The organism is Brevundimonas sp. CURTG3B2_SDJG, assembly GCF_057364705.1.
On sequence record NZ_JBNFOJ010000370.1, the window covers coordinates 1 to 2,493 of the forward strand.

At 72.8% G+C, this 2,493-nt stretch carries 3 protein-coding genes; all 3 read right to left on the minus strand.

What is annotated here, in order from left to right:
* Window positions 1-237 precede the first annotated feature (237 nt).
* On the minus strand, window positions 238-921 hold the full coding sequence (locus tag AC2W7C_RS16710) for an ATP12 family chaperone protein (RefSeq protein ID WP_486002388.1): 684 nt from the start codon (window positions 919-921) through the stop codon (window positions 238-240).
* A 110-nt stretch (window positions 922-1,031) separates the two neighbouring features.
* Window positions 1,032-1,703: an HAD-IA family hydrolase gene (locus AC2W7C_RS16715; protein WP_486002389.1), complete on the minus strand. Its 672-nt coding sequence runs from the start codon at window positions 1,701-1,703 to the stop codon at window positions 1,032-1,034.
* Window positions 1,700-2,047 carry a putative 2OG-Fe(II) oxygenase gene (locus tag AC2W7C_RS16720; RefSeq protein WP_486002390.1) on the minus strand — a complete coding sequence of 116 codons (348 nt, stop codon included), beginning with the start codon at window positions 2,045-2,047 and terminating at the stop codon, window positions 1,700-1,702. The genes AC2W7C_RS16715 and AC2W7C_RS16720 overlap by 4 nt, the downstream gene beginning before the upstream one ends.
* Window positions 2,048-2,493 lie beyond the last annotated feature (446 nt).

A 2,493-nucleotide genomic window follows, 5' to 3' on the forward strand; every position in this document is an offset into this window, starting at 1 on the left:
AGGAATGAAGGACTGGGTTCAATCGACATTCAAACCCGTCATTCCCGGCCCCCGGGTCGCGCCGCTTGCGCGGCCTCGCCCGAGGGGTGAACCCGCCGGGAATCCATGAACGCGAAGGGCCGGAGTCGAAACCTCCAGGTCGCTGGTCGCGATCATGGATGGCCGGGACAGGCCCGGCCATGACGGGGACAAGGGTTGGGATAGGCGTGAAGGCTGTCGACTGAACGTCGATTGAACCTAACGCCAAGCCAGCGCCCGGAACCACTGGTCGAGCAGCTGGGCTTCGGCGCGGCGGGCGGCGGTGCGCAGCGCGTTCTCTTCGTCCACGCCCCACTGACTTTCCTGGAAATGTTCGTCGATGCGGGAGAGGTCGAACGCCCCATCGCCGGACAGCGCGCCGCGCTGGAGGGCCAGGCCCAGGACCGCGGAGCCGAACAGGGGGACCGCCGTGGCCAAGCCGGTCAGGGCGAAGTCGTCGAGTTCGAGAGCCAGGTCACGGACACGGGCGATGGCGGCGGGGTCCTGGGCGTGGTGGATGACGCCGTGGGCGGGATCGAGGCGGACGCCCAGGATGTCCGCCGCCCATTCGCGCCACGGCTCCCAGCCGCGGGCCTGCATCTCGACCAGGCTGGCCGGGGCGTCGGCGTAGTAGCAGATGGCGTCCGAGCCAGCGTAGGCGGCGATCTCGTCGGCGACGGGCTCGCGGGCCTGGGAGACCCGGTCGATGGCGGTCGAGGCCAGGCGGGTCGCCGGCATGGTCGCCGGATCGACGAACTCGCCCTGGGCGGCCCATTCCTCGGCCACGAGGCGGGCGGCGGCCTGGGTCGGCAGGGTCAGCTTGGCGCCGGCGGGCGTCCTGGGCGCGCGGCCGTCCAGCAGGACGGTCCACTCAACCCCCTTGGCCCCCTCCCCTTCCGCCACGTCGACGGCCGTCCAGAACCGCTTCAGCCGATCCTCGGCCTCGCGGAAGCTGCGGCGGCGACGTGGGATCGAGCGGCGGGATGTGCGGCATGGTCGGGCCTTTCGCGGTCTCAGGCGGCGCGGGCGGCGAAGCCGTCCAGCACGACGCTCAGTTCGCCGAAGGTCGAGGACACATGCCGGGCGCCGGCGGCGAGCTGCTCCTCGACGGTGTGGAAACCCCAGGCGACGCCCAGCGGATGGACGCCGGCGTTAACGGCCATCCGGGCGTCGTGGGCGGTGTCGCCGATCATGACGGTGCGGGCGGGGTCGGCGTCGCAAGCGGTCATGGCGGCGTGCAGCATGGCCGGGTCGGGCTTGCCGGGACCGTCCTCGGCGCAGTGGGCGGACAGGAACAGGTCGGCCCAGCCCTCGCGCGCCAGGTTACGGGCCACGCCGCGGCGGTTCTGACCGGTCGCGAGCGCCAGTCGCCAGCCGTCGCGGTGCAGGCGGCGGAGCGTGGTCATCGCCTCGGGATAGAGGGGCTCCTGGACCCCCTGGGCGTGCATGCGGGCGAAGCTGGCGCGGAAGCCGGCGATGAAGCGGGCCAGGTCTTCGGGGTCCAGGTCCGGCTCCAGCACCGCCAGGGCGTGCTCCAGCGTCAGGCCGACGATCTGGCGGACGCGGTCGTACTCCGGCTCGGGCAGGCCCAGGTCGCGGGCGGCCTCGCAGGCGGCGCGATGGATGGAGGCGCGGCTGTCCACCAGGGTGCCGTCGATGTCGAAGATGGCGAGGGGTCGGGTCACGCGGGCACGATGTCGAAGGCGATGGTGAGGCGGCTCTGGTCGCCGCCGAAGGGGACGGTGCCGTGCCACATATAGGAAGGAAACAGCACCAGCTTGCCCGGCTCGGGCTTTTCGAACCGTTCGTGCGGCAGGTCGGGGGCGAAGGGCGGGCCGCCGAAGCCGATCCAGCCCTGCCGATCCTCGCCCTGAACGGCGTCGGGCAGGTCGATGTAGCAGGCCGACGAGAGCCAGCCGCCAGGGTGGACGTGGGCGGCGTGGAAGCCGCCGGGCCGAAGCCGCACCGACCAGGCGCCGGAGATGCGGTATGCCGCCGGTGTTGCGGCGGCGAGGGGGGTCGTCGCCACGGCCCATCCGCTCGAGATGACGCCGGATCGGGCCGTCGACGGCCTGGAAGAAGGCGCGGACGGCCGGATCGTCGCTGGCGGTCAGGAGCGCGCTGGTCTGGGAGCCGTGGCGCAGGCTCTGGCCGACCGGATGGGTCTTCAGCCCGTGCAGGCCGCGCAGGGCCGGCGCCAGGTCGGCCAGATAGGCCTGGAGCGTCGGCCAGCCCGCCGGGGTGTCGATGGTCCAGGCGCCGACCATGGCGTCGTAGTCGTAGAGCTGGCCCCCTCGCAGATCCCCGGCCAATCGCCAGGCCACGGCCCGCAGGCTGAGCGCGCCCGTGGTCGGACGGGGCGGCGGCGAGGACCGCGTCCAGCAGGCGCGAGGCGGGCTCGACCTCCTGGCGCGCCAGGTGGACCTCGGCCAGCTTCAGGGCACTGGGAATATCCGGGCGCAGGGCGTAGGCGGC